The organism is Acidimicrobiia bacterium, assembly GCA_009694375.1.
Classification (GTDB): Bacteria; Actinomycetota; Acidimicrobiia; order Acidimicrobiales; family VFJN01; genus VFJN01.
Genome location: SHVB01000005.1, coordinates 66,732 through 83,767, shown reverse-complemented (window position 1 = coordinate 83,767; position 17,036 = coordinate 66,732). Strand labels below are relative to the sequence as shown.

The window sequence follows — 17,036 nt, the reverse complement described above, 5'->3', positions numbered from 1 at the left end:
GGGGGCGATCACTGTGGGGCGGCCAAGGTAGCCATCGCCCCCAACATGGCGAGCAGCTCATCGGAGGGATTTTGGCCCAGGTCGCGGGCTAACGCGATGAGGTTCACCACCAGCCGTTCGCCTTCGCCCCCGCCGGCGTAGGGCCCCCCGGCCAGGTCGAAGGCGGTGTCAAGGGGCGCCATTCCGGCCTGCAGGCGGGGGGTGCTTTCGGCGACCAGCCACTCGAAGTAGCCGCGCTGGTCCACCACACATTGGCGGTCGCCCAGCGGGCCATGGCCGGGAACCACGATGGCTGGTTCGAGCGCCAGGATGCGATCGCAGGCGGCGATCCAGCTCGCGATGGGCCCGGCCCAGGCAATCGGGTGGCCACCGTGACAGACGAGATCGCCGGTGCACACCACCTGGCGATCCAGTATGTGCACGATGACGTCGCCCTGAGTGTGGGCGGGGCCGAGTTCGTATAACTCCACCACGCGATCACCCACCCGCAGGGTGAGCGCGCCGTCGAAGGTAGTGGTGGGGGCGTGATCTCGATGCCGTCGGTCACCAGCCCAGCGTTGGACCAACCTCAGCCGCCATCGGGCTGCAGAGAGGCCCACGTGCTCTCGGCGATTTCGTGGGGGCCGCGCCCGAAGGGGATCATCCCCCGGAACGTAGTCGGACTCGCCAGGCCCTCCGTTCCCATTTGAAACCCGCAGCCCTAGGCTGAGGGCATGATCGCCGCCGCCCCGGAGTCGACGGGTTCGCCCCCGAAGCCGTTGCTGCGGGGCTGGCTGCACCTCGTCTGTTTCTTCTTGGCCGTTCCCGCCGCAGTGGTGGTGGTGGCACTGGCGTCGGGGGTTCGGGGCCGCGTGGCTTCTCTGGTCTACGCGCTGGGGCTCATCGCCCTGTTCGCCGTGAGTGGTTTCTACCACCGGCTCAACTGGACCTCGGCCAAGCAAGCGTTGATGCAAAAGCTCGACCACGGCACCATTTTTGTGATGATTGCCGGGAGTTACACCCCGCTGTGTGTGCTGGTGCTACGAGGATGGATGGCATGGGCGATGCTGGCGTTGGCCTGGACCGGCGCCGCCATTGGCTTCGCCCTGGCCTTCACGGCGGGACGGGCCAGCCGCTGGTTGCGCGGCGTGCTGTATTTCTGCCTCGGATGGGCGGCGGTGGTGGCGATCCCGCAGCTGTGGAACCACCTCAGCGGCGTCGAGATGACCCTGTTGGTGGTGGGAGGCGTCCTGTTCACGCTGGGCAGTGTGTTCCTGTTCACCCGCTGGCCGGATCCCTTTCCGCGGGTGTTTGGCTATCACGAGGTCTGGCACGTGCTGGTGGTGGCGGCGGTGGTCTGCCACTTCGTGGCCATCGCCTTGGTGGTCCACACCCCGGCACCGGCGTAGGAGGGCGATGGAAAAGATCATTTTCCTGCTCTGGGCCGATCTCCAGCCAGCCCTCGGCGACCGGGTGAGGAGTCAACTCCTCGGTGAGGTGGCGCCTCACCTGCTCAGGTTGGGCGCTCGGGGGGTGACGGTGAATGTGCACGACACCCGCGCCGCCGAGGCCCCCAGCCCGGCCCCGCCGCCGGTCGGTGAGGCGGCCCCGGTGGCTCAGGTTTCCGTCTGGCTGGATAGTTACGACAAACGGCCCGGTGTGGACGATGCCCTCGCCACCATCGGGTTGCCGGTATCAGGGCATCTTGTGACCGAGTCGTGCTACGACGACTACGGCACCACTCCCCATGCGGCTCCGCGGGATTGGCCCGACGGGGAACCTTCGCCGGGCGTGTTGACCGTGGCCCTCGTGCACCGCCGCAAGGGGTTGGCCTATGGCGAGTGGATCGACAAATGGCACGGCACGCAGTCGCCCGCCTCCGGTCGGCTTCAGCCCCGTACCCGATACATCCGCAACGAGGTGCACCGCGGGGTTACCTCCGATGCCCCGGCGATCGATGGGATCGTGGAGGAAGGCTGGCCCTCCGCCGCCCACGTGGCGGATCCCATGCTGTTCTTCAACGCCGACGGCGACCCAGCCGTTCTGCAGGCCAACCTGGCGCTGATGATGGTCAACGTGGCGGCTTGTCTGGATCTGGATCGTCTCCGCAGCGTGACGATGAGCGAGCACTTCGTGAAGACCTGATCCGCTTACCCGGGCGGATTAGAACATCGATTCGGCGTACCGATTGAGGCTGTCGATCTTAGTTTGGAGCGGCTCGGCATCCTGGGTCCGGTCGTAGGCCCACCGGAATCCCACGATCACGTCGGTGACCCCCATCTCCTCCAGACGGCTGATGCCATCGGGCGAGTAGGCGTCCATCGAGATCACGTGGATCTCAAAGGGGTCCGATGGGCGTCCCTCCTGGGCGCGAAGTTCGTGGAGACGGGTAATCAGGCCGGGCAAGGCCTCAAGATCCCCGCCCCCGTGGATCCATCCGTCGTTGCGGACCGCTCGCCGTAAGGCCGGCTCCGAATGGCCCCCCACGATGATGGGGATCGGGGTGGAGGGCACCGGGCACTGTTTGATGCGCGGCACGTCGTAGATCTCGCCGTGGAACTCAAACCACTGTCCGGTGAGAAGGCCGCGCATCACCTCGATGCTCTCGTCGGCTCGCTTCCCGCGGCGAACGAAGGGCACGTCGCACACCTCATAATCCTCCGGCCACGGGCTGGTGCCGATGCCGAGGGTGAGCCGGTTGTTGGTGAGCACGGCGGTAGACGCCGCCTGCTTGGCTACCAGCACGGGATGGCGCACGGTGAGTTTGAGCACCGAGATCACGAAACGGATGCGTTCGGTCACCGCTCCCATGGCCGGGATGATGGAGAAGGGCTCGAGGAACGGCTTGTCCTCGATGAAGCCCCGATCGCCATCGGCGGTATAGGGATAGACGGCGTCGGATTCAGCCGGGTAGCAGATGCTGTCGGGGACCAGGAAGCCATGGAAGCCGGCCGCATCGGCGGCCTGAGCCAGCGGGAGGTAGTAGCTCGGATCGGTCATGGCCTCGGCGAAGGTGAACCTCACTGGACCAGTTTCTCCGACAAGGTCCACAGGGCATCCGCCGACTGGCGGTCGAGCGCGTAGCCCCGTACACCTTCACGGGCCGTGGGGTCTTCCGTGATCTGGGCGATGTGGCAGTCCTCTAGGTACACGCCGCCCTGACCGTCGAGGTCGCGCGAGGTGGCGGCGTACACGCTGGTCGCAGCGCCTTGCGGAATGGTTTTCCACGGCATCTCTACCGTGGCATCGGCGAGGTGATCGATGAGGATCTGCAGTGATTCGTTGGTGAGGTGGCGACCCAGTTCGGTTTGGATACCCCCGGGATGGACGGCGAAGGCTCGCACCCCCTGAGAACGGAAACGGTCGTCGATGCCTACCGCGCACAGTGAGTTGGCGGTCTTGGACCGCCCGTAGGCCATCCAGGGGTCGTAGGGAACCTGTTCGAAGGCGGGATCGTCGAGGTCGATGTCGCCGAAGCGGTGGCCGGCCGAACTCAGAAGTACCACCCGGGCCCCGCCGGCGGCGATCAGGGCGGGCATGAGGCGGGTAATGAGCAGGAAATGGCCGAGGTGGTTGGTGCCGAACTGCAACTCGAATCCGTCCACCGTGGTGGCTTTCGGGCACGCCATGATGCCGGCGTTGGCGATGAGCACATCGAGACTCGCATGGTCGTGGAGCAAGTCGTCGGTGAAGGTTCGCACGCTGGCGAGATCGGCGAGGTCCACCCGGCGAAGCTCCAGGTCTGCCGCCGGCACGTGGACGCGCACTTCCTCGACGGCGGCGGCGCCCTTGGCGAGGTCGCGCACCGCCATGATCACCGATGCCCCGGCGGCGACGAGGGCCCGGGTGGTCTCGAGGCCGAGTCCGGTGCTGGCACCGGTGACCAGAATCCGTTGGCCGGTGAGGTCAAGGCCGACGATTACGTCGTCGGTGGTGGAGTGGAAGCCGAAGGTTGTCATGGGGGTCGATGTTGGCACGGATTGGGCAGCGGACCTCTTTGCCTGCTCGGATAGGCCCTCGTGGACGACGCCTTCTCCGACCTATTCGACGCCAATGCCCGCTACGCAGCGCTCGACCACGAGGTGGCCGGCACTGGCACCGCCCGCCGGGGCCTCGCCATCCTCACCTGCATCGACTCCCGGATCGACCCATTGGCGGTGTTCGGGCTCGAGCCGGGAGACGCCAAGATTCTCCGGAACGCCGGTGCCCGAGTGACCGAGGACATGCTGCGCAGCCTGGCGTTGGCGGTGGCAGCCCTCGGGGTCGTTCGCATCGCGGTGGTGCAGCACACTGATTGCAAGATGACCTCCGTCACCGATGCGGAATTGCGTGCCGCGGTGGCCCAAGCCACCGGTCGGGTGATCGAAGGGTTCGAGCCCCTGGCGATTTCTGATCAGCGGCGGGTGCTGGAAGACGACGTAGCCCTCGTACTGGGCAGCCCGTTGATCCCCGACGGAACCGTGGTGGCGGGGTTGGTGTACGACCTGCATTCGGGCCGTCTGGCCCCCGTAGTCCCGCCCGCCGGTTGGTGAGCCGTCGCCCGGATGGCTAACTCAGGCCGAGCATCTTGGTGATTCCGTGGTCACGGCCGGCGGTGTAGCCACCGTCCACGGCGAGGGCATGACCCGTAACGAAGGATGCGTCCGACGACAGCAGGAAGGCGGCGGCGGCGGCAATCTCCTCCGGCTGTCCGTAGCGACGCAGGGCATGTTCGATCCGGTAGCCCTCGGCCACATCCTCCATGCCGGGCAGTTCGAACAGGTCGTGGGTCATCGGGGTCTGGATGAAGCCAGGACAAATGGTGTTGGCCCGGATGCCCGAGGGCCCGTAGTCGATCGCCAGGTTCTTCGTGAGCAACACCACTCCGCCTTTGGCCGCGTTGTAGGCGCTCCCCCCGGCGGTGCCCTCGAGGCCCTCAATGCTGGCAATGGTCACGAGAGACCCGCGCTCGCCCTGCACCGGGTCTTGGCTCAGAAGTTGGGCGATGGCATGTTTCATCACGAAGAAGGTGCCGGTGAGATTGACGCTGATGACGCGATGCCACTCCCCGGCGTCTACCTGATGGGCGGGTCCGCCTCCTGCTACCCCGGCTGCGTTCACCACCCCGTCGAGGCGCCCCCCGTGGGCCACGGCGGCGGCCACGAGGGCCTCGACGGCGGCCTCGTCGGTCACGTCGGTGGCTATGTACGCCCAGCGGGGGCCGAGGTCGCCGGGCCCGGTGCCGAGGTCAGCGCCTACCACGGTGGCGCCGTCAGCCAACAGGCGCTGGGCGGTGGCTAAGCCGATCCCCGATGCCGCCCCGGTGACCACTACGACCTTGTCTGTGACGGTGCTCATAACTGCTCCTTTGTTTTCGGGTAGAACACTGTTTATGCGCTTCGCCTTGTTCTACGAGATTCCGGTTCCTCGCCCGTGGGGCCCGGATTCCGAGCGGCTGGCTTACCAACAGACCATCGAGCAAGCGGTGGCCGGGGAACAATACGGCTGGGACGCGTTTTGGACGGTGGAGCACCACTTCTTGGAGGAGTATTCGCACTGCTCGAATCCGGAGGTGCTCTTCGGGGCCATCGCCGCCCGCACCGAGCGAATGCGGTTGGGCTTCGGTGTGCGCCTGATGCCGAAGCCGTACAACCACCCGATCCGTACGGCGGAGTCGGTGGCGGTGCTCGACCTCATCTCCAATGGCCGCGTCGACATGGGTACGGGCCGCTCGTCTACCCGGGCCGAACTGGAGGGCTTCGGGATCGATCCCGCCGACACGCGGGCCATGTGGCAGGAGGCGATCGGTCACGTCGTGGGCTGTTGGACCAACGACGAGTACGAGTTCGAGGGCGAGCACTGGTCGATGCCGCGCCGCCGGGTGTTGCCCAAGCCCATCCAGTCGCCCCACCCGCCGATCTGGGGGGCCACCAGTTCCGAAGACGGCCATCGGCAAGTGGGCGGCCTCGGCTTGGGCCTGTGTTCCTTCGCGGTGGGCGTGGCCCCTGAAGAGGTGAAGGAAAAGATCGACATCTATCGACAGGCCATCTCCACCTGCACCGCGCCGCTCGGGGCCTACGTGCACAACCAGGCATCCACTTTCACGATGGCGGTGTGCGCCCCCACCACTGCCGAAGCCCGGGCCACGGCCCGCGAGAGTTTTGAGTGGTACCCGAAGGCCGGGGCTCGGCTCATCGCCTCGGTGGCCGATATGCAGGCCGATCGTGGCCAGGATCTCGGTTCTTACGCGTACGCCGCCGACCTGAAGCAGGTGGCTGATGATGGTTCCCTCGACTTCCTGGATCTTGAGTATCTCGAGGGGATCGGCGCCTGTGTGCTGGGTACACCGGATGAGTGCATCGAGACCTGTAAGCGGTACGAGGCGGCGGGGGTCGACCAACTTCTGTGCCTTGTGAACCCCTACAAGATTCCCCACGATGCCGTCATGCAGACGATCCGCATGATGGGCGAGCACGTCATCCCGGCCTTTCGCTGATCCGGCGCGGAGGGTTGTTGGAGCGGCGTGTGGTCATGCCGGCCACCGGCCGCTAAAACTGGGTGTATGTCTGACCCCGCTGTCCTCGTGGAGCGCCACGACCACGTCCTCATCATCACGCTGAACCGACCGGAAAAGCGCAACGCCTTCAATGCGGAGATGCTCTGCTTGCTGGGCGATGCGTGGGACCTCCTCGATGCCGATGACGATCTTCGGGTGGGAGTGATGACCGGCGCGGGCGGCAACTTCTCCGCCGGGGCCGACCTTGATCGACTGGTGGGCGCTCTCATCTCGGGCAAGCCGGCCGAAGACGAGTACGAGGAACGGATCCGTCAGGACTTCACCCTTATTTACAAAGGGTTCCTCAAGGACCACTACGTGAAGAAGCCGATCATCGCGGCAGTGGAGGGCTACTGCTACGCCGGCGGGATGGAAATCCTCCAGGCCTTCGACATCCGCGTGGTAGCGGAGAACGCGCAACTGGCCGTTTCGGAGGTGCAACGGGGCCTGTTCCCCATGTCGGCCAGCACGATCCGGCTACCCCGTCAGATTCCGTACACGGTGGCGATGGACATGCTCATTGTGGGCAACCCGATCACGGGGGCGCGGGCGTATGAAGTAGGGCTCGCGAGTCACCTCACCCCCGGTGGCGGGGCGCTGGCGGTGGCGCAGGAGGTGGCGGAGCGCATCTCCGCCAATGGCCCACTGGCGGTGCGTAACATCAAAGCCTCGGTGACCGCCGCCCTCGAACTCACCGAGGCCGACGCCTTCGCCCGTGAGTTGGAACTGGGCATGGAGGTCATGGCGAGTCAGGACGCTCGGGAGGGACCCCGGGCGTTCATGGAGAAGCGCAAACCCAACTTCACCGGGACCTGAAGCGGTGGACCGGTGGCTAAGGTCATAGCAATCGCCGCTGGCGCCGTGGGCGCTTCGCCGGTTCGTCTGGATGGGTAACAGGAGGTTCACTATGGCCAAGAAGCCGTCCCGCTCCGGCGGTCGTGTCACCCCCAAGGGCACGCAGCCCGCTGGATCCAAGTCCGCCAGCCCACCCCCGGCCCGGCCCACCTTCGGCCCCGTCCGGCTGCCCGCCACTCCCGGCCGTCCGGGAGCCGTTCCCGGCGGTCCCACCCGCTCCGGCCGCCGCGGCAACCGCTAACCCCCACCCGGCGTCGTCGCAGCATCGGGCCCGGCGGCGGCCCGCAACAACGACAGAACGCGTAGGCGGGGGGTAACGGGAGGTTTGGCTCAGCTGCTGCGTCGGCGTGCGTTGCCACTGGCGGGGCGGCCCGGGCGGGCGGCTCCAGCACCAGTGGGTCGTCTACCGGGCTTGGCTTTGCCGCCGGTGCTGGCCGGCTTGGGGCGGGGGGTCCAATCCCCCTCCGACACCGCGCGGGGGCTTTCGCCCTTGCGGTGTCCCTTACCCCGGGTGGGCTTGGGGTTGGTGGAGCTGCTGGGACGAGCCGGACGAGCCGGACGAGCCGGACGGTCCGAACGGTCCGGACGAGCCGGACGGTCCGAACGAGCCGGACGGTCCGAACGAGCCGGACGGGGGCGGTCCTCGGCCCGGGCCCGTTGGCGGCGTGACACACCGTCGAGACCGTCGCCACGGTCCACCGGCGGGGCCGGAGTGGCGGCCAGTACCGCGGCGGCGGTAGCCACGGTCGCCGCCTCGATGGGCTCCCGGCGCCGGAGTTCCCGCTGCATCTTGCGCACGTCTTTTTCCTTTTCGGGGGAGATGAGCGTGATCACCGTTCCCGGCTCGCCAGCCCGGCCGGTGCGACCGGAGCGATGGACGTAGTCCTTGTCGGTGGCGGGCGGGTCGTACTGCAAAACGCAGGCCACCCCGTCCACGTGGATGCCGCGAGCGGCAACGTCGGTGGCCACCAGTACGTGCACATCGCCCTTGCCGAACGCTCGCAACGCCTTCTCGCGCTGGCTCTGGCTGCGGTCACCGTGGATGGCCTCGGAGCGAATACCGGCCTTGTTCAGCTGTTTCGACAGACGCTCGGCACCATGGCGGGTCCGACTGAAGACGATGGCCGGCCAGCATCGCTGCACGATGGCGGTGGCCACCTCGATGCGCTCTCCGTGGGACACGGCCCAGAAGCGATGGGTGACCTCGCCCTGTACCTCGAGCGAAGCCGCCTCGTGATGCACCGGGTTCGTTTGGTAATTGCGGATGAGCACGTCGACATCGCCGTCGAGGGTGGCGGAGAAGAGCATGGTCTGGCGGTTCTTGTTGGTGAGGTCGAGGAGGCGACGGACTTCGGGGAGGAACCCCATGTCGGCCATGCGGTCGGCTTCGTCGATCACCACGATGCTCACGTCGTCGAGGCGCAAAGAGCCGCGCTCGAGAAGGTCTTTGAGGCGACCGGGGGTGGCCACCACTACTTCGACGCCCTTGGCGAGGGCACGCATCTGGCGGTCCATGCCGGCACCGCCGTACACCGCCAGCACCTCGGTTTTGGTGCCCCAGCACAGGGCCATGAGTTGGTCTTGTACCTGCGACGCCAGTTCCCGGGTGGGTACCAGGACGAGTGCCTTGGGGCGGCGGGGGGCCGCCTTTTCAACTCGGGCCAGCAACGGAAGGCCGAAGGCGATGGTCTTACCGGAGCCGGTCGGGGCCTTACCGCACACGTCGCGGCCCGCGAGGGCATCGGGAAGGGTGGCGGCCTGCACCGGGAACGGCTCGGCGATACCGAGGACGTCCAGGCGCTCGCACAGGCGAGCGGGCACGCCGAGTGAGGCAAAGGTGGGGGACATGGGGGGGTTCTCCTGCATCGAGGGGGCAGGGACGCGCGCACACTCGATGGAATAGACCGACGGTGGCCGATCTCGTGTCGAGTGCAGCGATTCGTACGCTGCTGATGGGTGGCAGTCTCAAGCCACAGCTCGACACGGCCCGCCAGCGACTGCTGGCGCCTCATCACTATACCGGTCCCCGCCCCCACCACCACTATCGGTATCCCTCCGGGGGCCGTCACGGGCACTGGGTCTGTTGGCGCCCGGGGTGCCGGGACGAAGTTCTAGGGTCCACCGTCATGGAACCAGCGATGGCCCGCAAGATGTGGCGGACCCTTGAGCCGTACCACGCGATGATCTACTTCGCGCCCGAGGCCACCGCCGCCTACGAGGCGCTCGGCGTGGAGAGACGCGACGGGTACTTCGCTTCCCGAGCAGCTCCGATGGGGGCGGTACCCGCCGAGGTGGTGGTGGCTACGTTCTACAATTTCAACCCGTTGGTGGTGCACGCCGCCATCCCAGCGGTGTGGGCCATCGCCGACCCCGCTCAGCTCATCCAGGCCCGTCTCGCCGCCGCTGACGCCGCTCTCGAACGGGGGCTCGGTGACGCGAGCCAGGACCCAGGCATGGGGCGTGCCGCCGAGTTGGCCCGCCTCGCCGCGCAGGGTTGTACGGCGCCGGGTCGTCCCCTCTATGCGGGCCACGCCAGCTTGCCCTGGCCCGCCTCGCCGCGTCTGGTCCTTTGGCACGCCATCACACTGCTGCGGGAGTTTCGCGGCGACGGCCATATTGCCTGCCTCCTAGAAGCGGGTCTCGATGGGGTGGATGCTCTCGTGCTGCATGCGGCCTCGGGTGATGTGCCGCGGGCAGCCCTCCAAGAGTCGCGCCAGTGGGACGACGCCGCCTGGGACGCCTCGATTGGCCGGCTGGCTGATCGCTCGCTGGTGGATCGCACGGGGGGGTTCACCGAGGCGGGGTTGGCGTTGCGGCAGCACATCGAGGACCACACCGATCGTCTCGCGCTCGCCCCCTGGCTGGTGCTCGGTCAGGAAGGTTGTGACGAGTTGCGTCGCCTTGTGCGGCCGCTGAGTGCTGCGATCGTGGCGAGCGGCACCTTCGGGTTCCGCTAAGCCCACGGGCGGCTCCGGTGGGCCAAGTTGACGGGGCATCCCCTGCTCACCGACCGGGGGGACCCCGGCGGGGATCAGGGTTGGGGGGTACGTTCTTCCATGCCCCACGGTGAGCCGTGGTCGACGAGCAGGTCGAGGAATGGCTGCGCTGGGAAGGCCTCCGGTCCGAGTACCCCCGTCCCCGACCAGGCCCGCGTCGCGAGCAGTTCCAGCGCCACTACCGGGTTGATGGCGGTCTGCCAGACGACGGCTTGGGAATGATCGCGTCGCATGGTCTCTTCGTTGTCGGCCAGATGGTAGAGGTACACCTCCCGGGGACGGCCATCCACACCGGTGCCGGTGACCCAGGTACCCGCGCAGGTACGCCCCCGCATGCGGTCGCCCAGGCCGGCGGGGTCGGGGAGGCAGGCCGCCACGACGTCGCGCGGAGACACATCCATCCCCCGCACTTTTACCGTGGGGGTGCGATCGAGCCCGATCTTGTTGAGCACCTGCAACACCTCGATGAACTCGTCGCCGAGGCCGTACTTGAACGTGACGCGGTCGCAGTCGACCCAGCGCGGGATGAGGAGTACTTCCTCGTGTTCCACGTTCACACATTCAACGGGGCCGATACCCTCGGGGAACACGAACGTCTCGGGCTCGGAGAAGGGCGGGGTGGTGAACCAGCCTCGGTCTTTTTCCCAGATCACTGGAGGGTTCAGACATTCTTCGATGGTGGTCCAGATGGAAAACGTGGGGGCGAAGGCAAAACCATCCACCACGAGGTCGGCGCCGTCTCGGACGCCACATTCGCTGATGGTGCTGAAGAGGGAATCGGCGGCATGACGGGCGAACACATCCGAAAGGCCCGGCTCCACCCCCATGCCCACCAGGGCCAGCAACCCGCGTTCCTCCCACTCTGCCGCCTGCTCGAACTGCTCATCGCCCAACTTCACCCCGGGCTGTTGATGGGGCTGGGAGGGGTGCGGTTTCGACAGCGACATGGCCATGTCGAGGTAGGTGGCGCCTGCATCGAATGCCCCACCAAAGATCGGCATCACGAACCGAGGGTCGGCCGCGTTCAGGACATGGGTGCATCCGTGGGTACGGATACAGGTGGCCACCTCGTCCCGATCCGATGCATCAAGAGCCACGCCGATGAACCGTGGATCACCGGTGGCTTCGGCGGCCGCGCCGGCGCGGGATGCGTCGAGGTCGGCTAGCACCACCTGCTCGAAGAAGGTGCGCCGCCGGGCGATCATGGCGAAGGCCGCCCCAACCCCGCCACTACCCACTACGAGGATCTTCACGTCGCTCTCCTGTCTTGAAGTTGGAACCATGTCGATACCAGGGGAAGCCATGCTCGCCGGAGTGAGTGCAGCGGTATCGCTCGGGGCGGCAACTCAGCAAAGGCCGGGAGACCCTCGCCGTCGATGGCGGCTCCCATACGCTGGCCCATCCATGTATTGAGCGCTACGCCAGAGCCGTTGCAGCCCGTCGCATACCAGAGGCCGCCCTCCTGCCCGCAGTGGGGGAGGCGGTCGAGGGTGAGGGCCACCTGGCCCCCCCAGGCCCGTTCCACTTTGGTGCCGGCCAGCTGCGGATAGACCTCCAGCATGGATTGATAGAGGTAGTCGCGGGCCTCCTCAAGGCCCACGCTACCCAAGCGTTTTCGTCCGCCAAACACCATGCGTCCGGCATCGTCGAGGCGCCAGTACCACAGCAGATTGCGGTCGTTGAAGCACATGCGGCCGGTGGGGAGAACCGCCTGGGCGACCTCGGGAGCGAGTGGCTCGGTGGCGATGATGAACGACCCCATGGGGAGGACGCGGCGACGCAGGGCGGGCACGAGCGCATCGGCGTAGGCGTTGGTGGCCAGGAGCACGTGGCCGGCATCGATCACCCCGCGGGGGGTGGAAACGGTCCAGCGGGTCGCAGCCCGGGTTACCGCTGTGGCCGGAGTGTGGGGGTGCAATGAGGCCCCCGCCGCCTCCGCTAGTCGGGTGAGGCCCGCATGAAAGCGGGCGGGGTGCAGCCCCCCGCTGCGCTCAACCACGAGGCCTGCGGAGAACGCCGCAGAGCCGACCTCGGCACGCAGTGCCTCTCCCCGCACCACACGCGCGGCGGATCCAACCGAGGCCAACTCGGTCGCCAGGGCGTCGAGGCGAGCCGGCGCCCGCTCACCGTGGGACAGGTAGAGCTGGCCGGTGCGTTCGTAGGCGCAGTCGATGGATCCGGCAGCGATCACGTGCTCCACGTGGTCGAAGGCAGCTTCGACGGCAGCATGGAGGCGAAGCCCGAGATCGCCGTAGCGCGCCTTGAGCGACGCCGGCCCGGCCTTGAGATCGGGCAGTACCATCCCACCGTTACGGGTGCTCGCACCCCATCCAAGATCGTGGGCATCGAGAACTGCGACGGATCGGCCTCGATGAGCCAATTCGGTCGCTGCCGAGAGGCCGCAGTAGCCGCCACCAATAATGACGACATCAACCGCGTCCGGCAGCGGCTGTGGCGCTACCGGGTGGGGGGTGGCGGTTTCCTGCCAGAGCACGCCCGGCGCATATCCGGGCGAGAGATGAGTCATCATAGGAAACGATGGTAACTAACTCCTTAAGATATATGGGAATGTAGCGGCGTGAGTGAGGCAAGCCAGCCAGGGCCAACCGAGGTGAAGATCGCCGAGGTCACCGACCCCTCAAACGATGTGATCGTCCTTGATCACGTCGCCAAACGCTTCGCTGATTTCGTGGCCGTGCAGGATGCCTGCTTCGGTATTGAGCGGGGGTCGTTCTTTTCGATGCTCGGCCCCTCGGGCTGCGGCAAGACGACAACTCTTCGCATGATTGCCGGGTTTGAATCGCCAACCTCGGGGAGAATTTTTCTCGATGGAGACGACGTCTCGCGAACCCCGGCATACCGGCGAAACGTCAACACCGTCTTTCAGCAGTACGCGCTGTTTCCCCATATGTCGGTGTTCGACAACGTGGCGTTTGGTCCTCGGAGCCGGAAGGTGCCGAAGCGGGACATAACACAGCAAGTGGGCGAGATGCTGGAAATCGTGCGCATGAACGACTTCGCCACGCGCCGTCCCGCCCAACTCTCTGGTGGCCAGCAGCAGCGAGTGGCCCTAGCCCGCGCCTTGGTGAACAAGCCGTCGGCGCTCTTGCTCGATGAGCCCCTGGCGGCGTTGGACCTCAAACTGCGGCAGGCAATGCAACTCGAATTGAAGCGTATCCAGCGCGATACCGGCGTCACCTTCGTGTTCGTTACTCACGATCAGCAAGAAGCACTGACGATGAGCGATCACATCGCGGTGATGAGCGATGGTTGGGTGGAGCAGATCGGCACCCCGGCCGAGATCTACCATCGGCCGGCGACGCCGTTTGTGGCCGGGTTCATCGGCGAGGCCAATCTGTTGCCGGGCACGGTCGAGCGGGTGGATGGAGGTCTGGCGGCCGTGTCGGTGCCGGGTGGCACCGTCTCGCCGCGCTCGGCGGGCGAAGTGGGTGTCGGCAGCGACGCGTTGGTGATGATCCGCCCGGAGCGGGTCCAGGTGGGGCGCAACCCACCCGTTGAGGGCTCCGATGGAGTGCCCGTGGTGCTGCAAGAAGTGATTTTCCGCGGGGCAACACTGCATGTAGGCCTCGCCGGCAGCGATGGCGCCCCCCTGGTGGCCCACCTCGGCGATGATCACTCGCTCGATGGTCTCGGGCCCGGCGATCACGCCTGGGCTACCTGGCCCCGCTCCGACGCCTATCTTGTACCCAGCGGGAAACCCGCTACCACTGATCCTCACGGAGGAACGCCCACATGACTAACACCCCGATGAACCCGCGCCCCGCGCTTGGGCCGCTGCTCTCGCGCCGAACCTTGCTCGGTCGGATGAGCGCCCTGGCTGCTGCCGGGGTAGTCGGCCCCGGCCTTCTGGCCGCCTGTGGTAGCGACGACAGCGGCGACGCCAACAACGCCGAGGGCTCCTCGAACTCACTCTGGCACGAGAACTGGCCCGCCTACATGGATGAAGAGACGCTCGACCTGTTCCGAAAAGACTCCGGTCTCGACTTCAAATACACCGAGGGATTCAACGACAACAACGAGTATTTCGCCAAGGTGCAGGCGGACCTAGCCGCCAAGAAGTCGATCGGTCCCGACATCATCACGCCCACCTTTTGGCTGGCCGCCCGGCTGATCGACCTGGGCTGGGTGCAGGAGGTCCCCTTCGACAACATCCCGAATGCCGCCAACCTCGTTCCCCAATTGCGCAAGCCGGCCTGGGATCCGGATGGTCGCTTCTCGCTTCCCTACGCCTCGGGTATGACCGGGATCGCCTACAACATTACCGAGACGGGCCGGGAGTTGACGAGCACGGGCGACCTGTTCGATCCGGCGTTCAAGGGACGGGTGGGGATGCTCCTCGAGATGCGCGACACCGTTGGCCTTACGATGCTGCTCACCGGCCAGGACCCCACTAAGGCCACTTTTGAGGGTGCCACCGAGGCCTTTTCCATGATCGAGGACGCCACCTCCAGCGGACAGATACGGGCCTTCACCGGCAACGACTACATGGACGATTTGGCTACCGGTAACTACGCCGCCTGCATCGGGTGGTCTGGCGACGTCTTGCAACTATCGCTTGATAACCCCGATATTCGCTTCGTTATCCCCGACGAGGGGGGGATGCAGTGGAGCGACGTGATGGTCATTCCTTCGGGGTCGAAGAATGCGGCCAACACCGCCGCATGGATGAACTACCTCTACGACCCTGAAAACGCCGCTCGCATCACGAGCTACGTGGGCTACAACACACCGGTGGAGGGGGTTCAGGCCGTCATGGCCGCCGGGGACGAGGCGCAGCAGGCCCTGGCGAAGAGCCAGCTCCTGTTCCCCGACCCCGCCACGCTCGAACGGCTCAATGTATTTGCGAACCTCGACAACGAGGCCGAAGCCGCGTTCGACGAACGTTTCTCGGAAATCACCGGGGCCTAGAGCGCGAATCTGTGGTGAGCCGGAGCGGGGAGGATCGTTCTCGGCGGTCGTCTGGCATCGTGCCGTACGGCCTGCTGTCGCCGGGCGTCTTGTGGCTGCTGCTGTTTTTCCTCGTGCCGCTGGTCACGCTCGGGCGGACCTCCCTATCGGTGAAGACCAGTCGCTTCGACCCCAACGACATCCGGCTCACCTGGGAACTCTCCAACTACACGAACGCCATCGGGGATTACTCCGAGCAGTTCCTCCGGTCCTTCGCCTACGCCGGTATCGCCACGGTGGCCTGCATTCTCATTGGCTACCCCATCGCCTACGTGATCGCCTTTCGTGGTGGTCGGTACCGCAACGTGCTCCTGGGTCTGGTGGTGATTCCATTCTTCACGTCCTTCTTGATCCGCACCCTGGCGTGGGTGAATGTGCTCTCCGATAAGGGGCCGGTGGTGTCGGCGATTGAGTACCTGCAGTTCAGCGGCTTGCTCGAATCACTAGGGATCATGAGCGATGGGCGGCTGTTGTCTACCCACACGGCGGTGATCGGAGGGCTCACCTACAACTTCCTCCCCTTTATGATCCTGCCGATCTATGTGAGCCTGGAGAAGATCGACCTCGGGCTCGCCGATGCCGCCAAGGACCTCTACAACAACGGCTGGCAGGCCTTCCGAAAGGTTGTGCTGCCGTTGTCGTTGCCGGGTTTGTTTGCCGGCAGTCTGCTCACCTTCATCCCGGCGTCCGGCGATTTCATAAACGCCAAGTTTTTAGGGGGGCCGCGTAACACCATGATTGGGTCGGTCATCCAGGATCGCTTCCTCGTGCAGGGAGACCTCCCCACCGCGGCGGCCCTGAGCTTCATGCTGATGATCATCATGACGATAGGCACGCTGATCTACGCCCGGATGCTCGGCACCGACGATCTCATTTGATGAGTACCGGCTCCCAACCCCCTGAGACCGCCCTCGGTCGGGCCGGCCGGTGGGGGCTCACAGCCTTCGCGGCGGCGGGGTTCGTGTATCTTTTCCTGCCCATCGCCGTCATCGTGGCCTATTCGTTCAACAAGCCACGCGGGAAGTTCAACATCATCTGGCAGGAATTCACGCTCGATAACTGGAAGTCTCCCTTCGCTCCCGGTCCCCTCACCGACGCCATGGTGCTCTCGCTCAAGGTGGCCGCTATCTCGGCGGTGGTGGCCACCATCCTGGGGACCCTGATGGCGCTGGCCCTCGTGCGCTACCGGTTCCGAGGCGGAGCGCTCATCGGCTTGCTGCTGGTACTGCCCATCACCACGCCCGAGATCGTGATGGGCTCATCGTTAGCGACCTTGTTCATCAGCCGGGGCGTACAGCGGGGTTTCGTCACAATATTGATCGCCCACGTTCTGTTCTGCACGTCGTTTGTGGCGCTCACGGTCAAGGCCCGTATTCGCGGCTTCGACTGGAACCTGGAGGATGCCGCCATGGATCTCGGGGCGAGTCCGTGGCGCACGTTCAGCCGGGTGACCCTGCCTCTGATCACCCCCGGGATTCTCGCCGCCGGGCTGCTCAGTTTCGCCCTGTCCATCGACGACTTCATCATCACGTTCTTCAACTCAGGCTCCGAGGAGACGTTTCCCCTCCGGATCTTTGGGGCCTCGCGCGCCCAAATTTCTCCCCAGATCAACGTGCTGGCCACCGTCGTGCTGCTCGGCAGCATCACCTTGATGCTGGCCGGGGTGGTCTTCCGGCGCCGGACGGACGGGCACTGAGCAACCC

Annotated in this window: 16 protein-coding genes and 1 pseudogene; 10 read left to right on the top strand and 7 right to left on the bottom strand. The window is 66.0% G+C overall.

What is annotated here, in order from left to right:
- Positions 1–8: 8 nt before the first annotated feature.
- Positions 9–643, bottom strand: a pseudogene (locus EXQ71_05130) (MBL fold metallo-hydrolase).
- Positions 644–713: 70 nt separating this feature from the next.
- Here EXQ71_05130 and EXQ71_05125 point away from each other — a divergent pair.
- Together EXQ71_05125 and EXQ71_05120 are read left to right on the top strand one after the other, a co-directional pair.
- On the top strand, positions 714–1,388 hold the full coding sequence (locus EXQ71_05125; protein ID MSO86885.1) for a hemolysin III family protein: 675 nt from the start codon (positions 714–716) through the stop codon (positions 1,386–1,388).
- A gap of 7 nt (positions 1,389–1,395) precedes the next feature.
- A complete protein-coding gene (locus tag EXQ71_05120) occupies positions 1,396–2,124 on the top strand; it encodes a hypothetical protein (protein MSO86884.1) in 729 nt (242 codons plus the stop codon).
- Positions 2,125–2,142: 18 nt separating this feature from the next.
- Here the strand turns inward: EXQ71_05120 and EXQ71_05115 are convergent, their stop codons facing one another.
- Together EXQ71_05115 and EXQ71_05110 are read right to left on the bottom strand one after the other, a co-directional pair.
- Positions 2,143–3,003 (bottom strand): TIGR03619 family F420-dependent LLM class oxidoreductase, encoded by an 861-nt coding sequence (locus tag EXQ71_05115; GenBank protein MSO86883.1) that lies wholly within the window; start codon positions 3,001–3,003, stop codon positions 2,143–2,145.
- A complete protein-coding gene (locus EXQ71_05110) occupies positions 3,000–3,938 on the bottom strand; it encodes an SDR family NAD(P)-dependent oxidoreductase (GenBank protein MSO86882.1) in 939 nt (312 codons plus the stop codon). Before EXQ71_05110 ends, EXQ71_05115 begins: the two co-directional genes overlap by 4 nt.
- A 60-nt stretch (positions 3,939–3,998) precedes the next feature.
- Here EXQ71_05110 and EXQ71_05105 point away from each other — a divergent pair, with 60 nt between their 5' ends.
- Entirely contained in the window at positions 3,999–4,511 is a 513-nt protein-coding gene (locus EXQ71_05105; GenBank protein ID MSO86881.1) for a carbonic anhydrase, read from the top strand.
- A gap of 16 nt (positions 4,512–4,527) precedes the next feature.
- On the opposite strand, the gene EXQ71_05100 is transcribed toward EXQ71_05105, so the two are convergent.
- The gene (locus tag EXQ71_05100) at positions 4,528–5,316 is read right to left on the bottom strand and encodes an SDR family oxidoreductase (GenBank protein MSO86880.1); all 789 of its coding nucleotides are present in this window, start codon (positions 5,314–5,316) and stop codon (positions 4,528–4,530) included.
- A 34-nt stretch (positions 5,317–5,350) separates the two neighbouring features.
- On the opposite strand from EXQ71_05100, the gene EXQ71_05095 reads away from it, so the two are divergent.
- Together EXQ71_05095 and EXQ71_05090 are read left to right on the top strand one after the other, a co-directional pair.
- Entirely contained in the window at positions 5,351–6,454 is a 1,104-nt protein-coding gene (locus EXQ71_05095) for an LLM class flavin-dependent oxidoreductase (protein MSO86879.1), read from the top strand.
- A gap of 66 nt (positions 6,455–6,520) precedes the next feature.
- On the top strand, positions 6,521–7,330 hold the full coding sequence (locus EXQ71_05090) for a crotonase/enoyl-CoA hydratase family protein (GenBank protein ID MSO86878.1): 810 nt from the start codon (positions 6,521–6,523) through the stop codon (positions 7,328–7,330).
- A 369-nt stretch (positions 7,331–7,699) separates the two neighbouring features.
- Here the strand turns inward: EXQ71_05090 and EXQ71_05085 are convergent, their stop codons facing one another.
- The gene (locus EXQ71_05085) at positions 7,700–9,235 is read right to left on the bottom strand and encodes a DEAD/DEAH box helicase (GenBank protein ID MSO86877.1); all 1,536 of its coding nucleotides are present in this window, start codon (positions 9,233–9,235) and stop codon (positions 7,700–7,702) included.
- A 260-nt stretch (positions 9,236–9,495) separates the two neighbouring features.
- Here EXQ71_05085 and EXQ71_05080 point away from each other — a divergent pair, with 260 nt between their 5' ends.
- Entirely contained in the window at positions 9,496–10,326 is an 831-nt protein-coding gene (locus tag EXQ71_05080) for a hypothetical protein (protein ID MSO86876.1), read from the top strand.
- A gap of 74 nt (positions 10,327–10,400) precedes the next feature.
- Here the strand turns inward: EXQ71_05080 and EXQ71_05075 are convergent, their stop codons facing one another.
- Positions 10,401–11,618 carry an ATP-binding protein gene (locus tag EXQ71_05075; GenBank protein ID MSO86875.1) on the bottom strand — a complete coding sequence of 406 codons (1,218 nt, stop codon included), beginning with the start codon at positions 11,616–11,618 and terminating at the stop codon, positions 10,401–10,403.
- Positions 11,615–12,895, bottom strand: coding sequence for an FAD-dependent oxidoreductase (locus EXQ71_05070; protein MSO86874.1), 1,281 nt, complete (start codon positions 12,893–12,895; stop codon positions 11,615–11,617). Before EXQ71_05070 ends, EXQ71_05075 begins: the two co-directional genes overlap by 4 nt.
- 117 nt (positions 12,896–13,012) lie before the next feature.
- Between EXQ71_05070 and EXQ71_05065 the strand changes: the two genes are divergently transcribed.
- From EXQ71_05065 to EXQ71_05050, 4 genes are read left to right on the top strand one after another with little or no spacing between them, the layout of a single operon-like run.
- Positions 13,013–14,122: an ABC transporter ATP-binding protein gene (locus EXQ71_05065; protein MSO86873.1), complete on the top strand. Its 1,110-nt coding sequence runs from the start codon at positions 13,013–13,015 to the stop codon at positions 14,120–14,122.
- Positions 14,119–15,294: a spermidine/putrescine ABC transporter substrate-binding protein gene (locus EXQ71_05060; protein ID MSO86872.1), complete on the top strand. Its 1,176-nt coding sequence runs from the start codon at positions 14,119–14,121 to the stop codon at positions 15,292–15,294. The genes EXQ71_05065 and EXQ71_05060 overlap by 4 nt, the downstream gene beginning before the upstream one ends.
- 14 nt (positions 15,295–15,308) lie before the next feature.
- Positions 15,309–16,211 (top strand): ABC transporter permease, encoded by a 903-nt coding sequence (locus EXQ71_05055; protein ID MSO86871.1) that lies wholly within the window; start codon positions 15,309–15,311, stop codon positions 16,209–16,211.
- Positions 16,211–17,029: an ABC transporter permease gene (locus EXQ71_05050; GenBank protein MSO86870.1), complete on the top strand. Its 819-nt coding sequence runs from the start codon at positions 16,211–16,213 to the stop codon at positions 17,027–17,029. The genes EXQ71_05055 and EXQ71_05050 overlap by 1 nt, the downstream gene beginning before the upstream one ends.
- Positions 17,030–17,036 lie beyond the last annotated feature (7 nt).

What these genes read in the sequence shown, in the direction of transcription:
- EXQ71_05085 (MSO86877.1), bottom strand. Translation starts at nt 9,235, where the DNA reads ATGCAGGAGAACCCCCCCATGTCCCCCACCTTTGCCTCACTCGGCGTG.
- EXQ71_05050 (MSO86870.1), top strand. Translation starts at nt 16,211, where the DNA reads ATGAGTACCGGCTCCCAACCCCCTGAGACCGCCCTCGGTCGGGCCGGC.
- EXQ71_05120 (MSO86884.1), top strand. Translation starts at nt 1,396, where the DNA reads ATGGAAAAGATCATTTTCCTGCTCTGGGCCGATCTCCAGCCAGCCCTC.
- EXQ71_05080 (MSO86876.1), top strand. Translation starts at nt 9,496, where the DNA reads ATGGAACCAGCGATGGCCCGCAAGATGTGGCGGACCCTTGAGCCGTAC.
- EXQ71_05070 (MSO86874.1), bottom strand. Translation starts at nt 12,895, where the DNA reads ATGATGACTCATCTCTCGCCCGGATATGCGCCGGGCGTGCTCTGGCAG.
- EXQ71_05125 (MSO86885.1), top strand. Translation starts at nt 714, where the DNA reads ATGATCGCCGCCGCCCCGGAGTCGACGGGTTCGCCCCCGAAGCCGTTG.
- EXQ71_05100 (MSO86880.1), bottom strand. Translation starts at nt 5,316, where the DNA reads ATGAGCACCGTCACAGACAAGGTCGTAGTGGTCACCGGGGCGGCATCG.
- EXQ71_05095 (MSO86879.1), top strand. Translation starts at nt 5,351, where the DNA reads ATGCGCTTCGCCTTGTTCTACGAGATTCCGGTTCCTCGCCCGTGGGGC.
- EXQ71_05060 (MSO86872.1), top strand. Translation starts at nt 14,119, where the DNA reads ATGACTAACACCCCGATGAACCCGCGCCCCGCGCTTGGGCCGCTGCTC.
- EXQ71_05110 (MSO86882.1), bottom strand. Translation starts at nt 3,938, where the DNA reads ATGACAACCTTCGGCTTCCACTCCACCACCGACGACGTAATCGTCGGC.
- EXQ71_05090 (MSO86878.1), top strand. Translation starts at nt 6,521, where the DNA reads ATGTCTGACCCCGCTGTCCTCGTGGAGCGCCACGACCACGTCCTCATC.